Annotated in this window: 7 protein-coding genes and 1 riboswitch; of the genes, 1 reads left to right on the top strand and 6 read right to left on the bottom strand. The window is 64.0% G+C overall.

Going from position 1 to position 5,693, the window contains the following annotated elements:
- Window positions 1-729, bottom strand: a 729-nt coding sequence (locus tag ACLP9N_RS06715) for a hypothetical protein (protein ID WP_442406655.1), incomplete at its 3' end; no start/stop codon positions are given.
- A gap of 270 nt (window positions 730-999) precedes the next feature.
- Window positions 1,000-1,118, top strand: a riboswitch (SAM riboswitch).
- A gap of 6 nt (window positions 1,119-1,124) precedes the next feature.
- Here ACLP9N_RS06715 and ACLP9N_RS06710 point away from each other — a divergent pair.
- On the top strand, window positions 1,125-1,439 hold the full coding sequence (locus ACLP9N_RS06710) for a hypothetical protein (protein WP_442406654.1): 315 nt from the start codon (window positions 1,125-1,127) through the stop codon (window positions 1,437-1,439).
- Between the two features lie 33 nt (window positions 1,440-1,472).
- Here ACLP9N_RS06710 and ACLP9N_RS06705 read toward each other — a convergent pair whose 3' ends face one another.
- The 5 genes from ACLP9N_RS06705 to ACLP9N_RS06685 form a co-directional block, all read right to left on the bottom strand.
- Complete coding sequence (locus ACLP9N_RS06705) at window positions 1,473-2,147, bottom strand: hypothetical protein (protein WP_442361636.1); 675 nt, start codon at window positions 2,145-2,147, stop codon at window positions 1,473-1,475.
- 637 nt (window positions 2,148-2,784) lie between these two features.
- Window positions 2,785-4,101 carry a winged helix-turn-helix domain-containing protein gene (locus tag ACLP9N_RS06700; RefSeq protein ID WP_442361638.1) on the bottom strand — a complete coding sequence of 439 codons (1,317 nt, stop codon included), beginning with the start codon at window positions 4,099-4,101 and terminating at the stop codon, window positions 2,785-2,787.
- Entirely contained in the window at window positions 4,098-4,247 is a 150-nt protein-coding gene (locus ACLP9N_RS06695) for a hypothetical protein (protein WP_442377856.1), read from the bottom strand. Before ACLP9N_RS06695 ends, ACLP9N_RS06700 begins: the two co-directional genes overlap by 4 nt.
- Before the next feature lie 272 nt (window positions 4,248-4,519).
- On the bottom strand, window positions 4,520-4,729 hold the full coding sequence (locus ACLP9N_RS06690; RefSeq protein WP_442406653.1) for a hypothetical protein: 210 nt from the start codon (window positions 4,727-4,729) through the stop codon (window positions 4,520-4,522).
- A complete protein-coding gene (locus ACLP9N_RS06685; RefSeq protein WP_442361642.1) occupies window positions 4,726-5,637 on the bottom strand; it encodes a tyrosine-type recombinase/integrase in 912 nt (303 codons plus the stop codon). The genes ACLP9N_RS06690 and ACLP9N_RS06685 overlap by 4 nt, the downstream gene beginning before the upstream one ends.
- Window positions 5,638-5,693: the final 56 nt, after the last annotated feature.

Genomic DNA, 5,693 nt, shown 5'->3' with positions numbered 1-5,693 from the left:
CTTGCCCGACTCGATCTCGCTCAGCACCTCGCGCATCACCCTGGGGACGTCGAGGCCGTCGTAGCGATCCGCCCGCGACATTTGGCCGTACTGGCTGGTTGGTGAGTGGTAGCGCATCTGGCCGGCGTAGCCTTCCAGCCGCAGCAGCCGGTAGTTACGCTCGACCTCGCCTGAGAGCATGAGTTCGGTCATGATCGCCTCAAGCGGGATGCCGGCCTTCGACATCAGCTCGACGAAGCTCATGGAGACCCGGGCCATAGCCGGGGCGAGCACCTGCTCCACGGCGAGGTCGAGGACGGCCTCCTGGCGCGGCGTCATCTCGATGGCACCTTGGCGCAAGCCGCCGATCGCGCGTGCGATGGCGAGCGTGCGGGCCAGCGCAGTCCCGGTTTTGTCCTTGTGGATACCGAGCGCGGTGATGAACCCTAGGCCTTCCACGTAGCACTCACGTACCTCGGGACCCAGCATCCGGGGGGCGACCATGCCGACGTCGCAGTTGGGGTCGATCCGGTCGAAGGCCACCGCGTAGCCCGAGGCCAGCACCCATAGCGTATCGGGCTTGGGCGTGATGGGCAGCTCGGGGATGATGTCGTCGGGGATGAGGGTGCAGATCACGTCGCACTCGCTCGCCGCCTCGATCTCGTGGGCGGTGAAGCCTTCGGCTTCGGCCTGGTCACGGGTGGCGTCTGCCCGGGTGAAGACCTCCACTGCGAGGCCCGCGTCGCGCAGGTTGAGGGCACCAGTGAGCGGCCCTGGTTGCCGTACCCGACAACGGCAACCTCCTGCCCGTCCAGCACTGACAGGTCAGCGTCGGACTCGTAGTAGATCTTCGTCATCGGAATCCCTTCTGCGCCGGTGCCCGCGGGATGCACGTCCCGTGCTGCTCATCTACCTAACACGCGACGGAACCTAACGGGTACCCGTGTCGCTGGCTTACTAGGTACCTCGCCGCGGGCGCCCGCCGGTCACCCTGTCGTCATGCTCGGTATCATTTTCGAAGGCCAAGAGATTCGCTCGTACGCCTCCGAACGTGGGCGAACGGCAACCGCGCTACCCGGCACGGTGCCCTTCGGAGAAGGCCGGGACTTGCGGCTAATGCTGCTCGTCAAGACGGGAGCATTGCGATGTACGAACAGCCATATCGCCACTACTGGCATGCGATCTACCCCGAATATGCCGACCCCAAATCGACGGCCCACTGGTACGGCAAGTGGAAGACGGCCGGGATGTGCATGGGGCTCTATGGCGAAAGGCAGCAGGCCCGGCACGAGTGGATCGCGACTGGCCCACGTCGTGGGCGCGAAGAAGCCCACGCGACTGCGGTAGTCACCTATCACGCATCGCCGGTGCGGTCGTTAACCGTGAAAGTGTGCCTTAGTTGCCTTTGGGTTTCGAGAAATCTCGACGAGGAGCACCCACGGATTACCGGAGCTGGCTGAAGTAGAACACCCTCAGTGGCAATGCCATACCCATCAGTAGCCGTCCTCATCTGGGGTGTCGTCGATGGCCACCATGCGAACACCTTCCACCGGAGAAGACCGCTGCTGGCGTTGCATGGAGGTGTCTCCTCGCAGCGCCGCCTGCACTTCGGGCCACCTCTCGGAGGGGATGAAGGTTCGCACGACCTCGATGATGCGACCCATCTGGGCGAGGACGTCGGCCATATCTGCCCCGGCGGCACGCGCATCGATCAGCGCCTGGAGCTTCTCGGCGGCCCGTAAGCCGGTGTCGACGCTGACGTCCACGCCGCCGTCCACCACCCGGCGGAACGCCTCGTTCATGACCAGCTCGTAATAGGCCATCGGCGTCAGGGCCGCGGCCACGCCGTTCACGAAGTCGATCTGAGCTTCCCGGGCCCGGCGTTCGAGTATCTCGCGGTAGGTGGCCTGGGCAACATTCTGGACGGGAAAATGCCGCGAAGCGTGGTTGCGGATCGATTCGGGAGTCACCCCCGCGGCGTTCTCTTCCCCGATGGCGCGCGCAATCATTGCGTAGCTGGACCCGGTGGCCAACAGATCGTTGACCTTCTTCCGCACCTCGTCGTTTCTGCATACGCGGCATCGGGGCTCCAGGTGGAACCCGTCGATGCTCGCGGGCAACTCAATCGACTCGTCGACAATGTCGCCGACCATCTCGACCACGGACATGGCTATTTCTCCTCAATTTCGGAATCGGGCGAACGCGCACGGTAATCGATGGTTCCATTGTCTCAGAAGCGAGATCTGATGCGCAAACAAGGGAGGAATTAAAGCGGAAGTAAAGAGTAATGGAAACCCGATCCCAATTACATTCTACTTTTGGTGTTACTGCGGTACTTTCCTGTACTTGAACCACTCGCGTAATGCCTCAGATAGGCTGGAAACCAAGAGGTTTGGGATAATCGCTGAGCCGCACATTCCCGCCACCCCAGTGACTGGCAATATTGCATTGACCGAATCGGTAGGCAGCTCGACGTTGAAAAACATATTCTGCACAGAATCATTGTCCCCAAGGGGAAGGGGAAGGGGACAGTCGACAGGTTCCCGACAATTCCCGCGAACCCAAGTGAAGGGGCCCCCGAAGGGGGCACCCCAATTCTCTGGGACCGAGGAAAGTTCACCAGATTTGTTAGTACGTAGGCATAGACAGACTGTCTCTCTGATCTCTCTTCTCTAGGGTTTAGGGGTAATGACTGACAAATCTGGTGAACATTTCCGTCCTTGGGGGCCCTAGCCCTTCGGGCGGGCCCCAGGACGGTTCCCAAATACTGTCGTCGACTGACCGGCATTCCACTACGGCATTCCACTACGGCCTCTTCGGGGGCCTGATGGCCCCAGGAGAGATATCGTCGCTCAGCGAGTAGTACCAGCGGATTTTGTCGTCGCCGCCGTAGGGCTCCTCATCGCAGTCACAGACCTCCAGCATGTGCAGCGCCCGCAGTTGCCGGTCAACCGTGGTCCGTGGTTTGTTGATCCGCTGTCGCACATCGGCCGTGGTTGAGTGGGGATGCACAGCCAGGTCGTCGATGATCTTGAGCCGCAGCGGCGGTATCGAGTCACGAGCACAGCGGATCGCCAGCCGTAGCGCATCGGCTCGGTCCATCCCGATCGCGACGGCCCCGCGGACGATCTGGGTCAACTGCTTGGCGAACCGGGTGGGCATCTCGGGTGCGTGGGCGTCGATCACGTCACCGTTGAAGGCGTATTCGACTCCGGTGCGGGCCAGGGTCACCAGGTCTGCCGCGGCGAGCAGTACCTCGGTCTCCTCGTCGGTGACCGTGATCGGCTCGGGGTTCATCGCGGCGAGAACTCCGGCCACAGCTTGGGCAAGCTCTCTACGCATGCGGGCTTCGTCGCCGGTGTTGCCGATCGCCTTGCGCCCAGCGGCCTGCCGCTTGGTGGTGGAGTCGATACGGACGAGCACAAAGCGGTCCCCCATCGTGGAGACGACGGCGTGTGCGGCGTCCCACGCAGTGGTGACGGCGCCGACCACAGCGAGACGCCCGCGCCACTCCAGGGTGCGCCCGCCGTCGGTGCCGACCTCGCGGTACCAGCGCCCGTCGTAGATCTCGCGCAGTGCGGAGAGCACCTTGCCGCGAAGGTCGCGGTTCATCGACATGATGGAGGTCACGTCCTTGATGACGAGCACGCCACGGGCGCCGATCTTGCATAACAGCCCGCCGGTGGCGTCGTCGGTGCGTTCACGCTGTGGTGTCGCCGACAGCAGCGCAGCGTCCGACGTCAGAGTGCTGGTCACGGTGGCACCGACCCCGTCGAGCGATTGCACCGTTTCGGTCTTGGCAGCCCCGGGGCCGGAGATGATCAGCAGCCACACGGGGTCGCTGCCGTCGTCGAACTTCTCGACTGCGGCCGTGGCGAGCATGGCGTCCAGAGCGTCGGTGTCGTAGTCGTCGCCGAACCAGCGCCGGAATACCTTGCGCGCCCCCTGCAGGTCCTTGACGTCGTCGTCCAGATCCTTGACGTCCAGGCCCTGGGATGGCTCGGGATCCCTGGCGCAGTAGGGGATCAGCTCGGACTTTAGCTTGGCCCCGCGTTCGTCGCTTTGCCCACCCTCAGGGCGCCGTGCCCCCGCCGCCGGCGGGGGGCGCAGTCCGGTGGTCACTGAGCCCCACGCTCCCTGGTGGCCTTCAAGGCCTTGCGCCGTGCCTGAGCCAGCTGGGCCTGACGAGCATTCTTGGCGAGCTTGGCACGCTCTTTTTCGGACAGGGCACCGTCGGGGTCGACTTGGCGCTCATAGTATTCGAGCATGGCCCGCAGTCCAGGGGCGGTGGCAGCAAGGCGCTGGGTGGTAGAGAGCCGAGACCATCTGGTGTGAGCGGCATGCTTGGCACGCTCGATGCGTTCGGCTGGGGAGAGTTTGGACATGCTTCGCAAACCCTTTCGGGGTTGCGGGCCGCTCTCACCCGGGGGGATGGTTTTGTGGTGCTATCAGTGAAGGAGCCGAACTGCTTCAGTTGTTAGTAGTCATGCTACCAGTAGTTTTAGCGGGACACGGTTACGGGGGCGTTTCCGTCCGGCCTTTACCCTTTGTGCCGTGCCAGCCTCACCAGCTGGGCCAGTTCAGTCCCCTGCGGTAGCACTGGCGGGGGATCACAGGTGCAGGACCCGGGTTGCCAATAGCCTTCGTCGTGGGCATCGGAGAAGTACTTGGCCACCGTTTGGTCGCAACGCTTACAGCGCACCAACACCCTCAGGAACGGCAGCTCCCAGATAGATTGCCACGGGCTCATATCCGGTCCCCTCTGCGCAGCCTCTTAGCCGCCTGCATGGCCCGGTGGTCGGCAGCGCTGGCCCCGTAGCGTTCGAGCATCGAGTCGGAACGCCACCCCATGAGCCTCTTGAGATCGCGCTCCTGCCCACCGGCCAGCAGGAAGTCGTGGGCGTTGGTGTGCCGGAACCTGTGCGGGTGAATCTTGGCCGGATCCAGCCCGGCCATCGCAGCACGCACCTTGAGGCGGTCGCGTACCCCGTCGGAGGTGAACCTGCCGCGCTCGCCGAGAAACAGCGCCGGGTCGTAGGCGTGCCGGTGCCCAGCGCGTGCCCTCAGGTAGCGATCCAGGGCCAGGCCGGTCTTGGCCCCAAAGTAGGCCGAACGCACCCTGGATCCTTTCCCGGTCACCTGCACGCTCTCGCCGTCGAGGTCCAGGTCCGCCATATCGATGCCGGTCAGTTCACTCACCCGCAGGCCGCAGTCTATGAGCAGCCGGATCATCGCCGCGTCCCGGAAGTCGTTGAACCTCCTGCCCTTGCAGGCGTCCAGCAGCGCCGTCAGCTCGTCGTCGGTCAGGATCGGTACCGGAGGCGGCTCCGGCTTGTCCACCGCGATCCCGGCCAGCGGGTCAGTGCCGATGATTTCCTCGGCCACCAGCCAGGTGGTGAACCGGCGCAGGCCACGCCAGCGGGTTCGGATGGTGCCGGTGTTCTGGCCGCGCTCGCGCAGCGACTCCAGCCACTTCAGCGCGTTGCTGCGGGTCAGGCTCGTCAGGTCGGCGGGCTGGTCTTGCTCGGCCAGCCAGCGGCTGAAGTAGACGATCGACTGCCCGTACAGCACGAGGGTGCGCGCAGCCTTGCCCTCGACACGCAGGGATCGGTTGAAGCTGGTGCGCAGCGATTCGAGGGAGTCCGCAGAGCCAGACATGATGCCAAGGTTATCGGGCGAGTAGCTGCCATGCTAGTGGCAAGTTTGGCTACTTC

Origin of the sequence: Mycobacterium sp., assembly GCF_052144515.1 — a bacterium.
GTDB lineage: Bacteria > Actinomycetota > Actinomycetes > Mycobacteriales > Mycobacteriaceae > Mycobacterium.
This window is presented reverse-complemented; position numbering and strand designations above follow the sequence as displayed.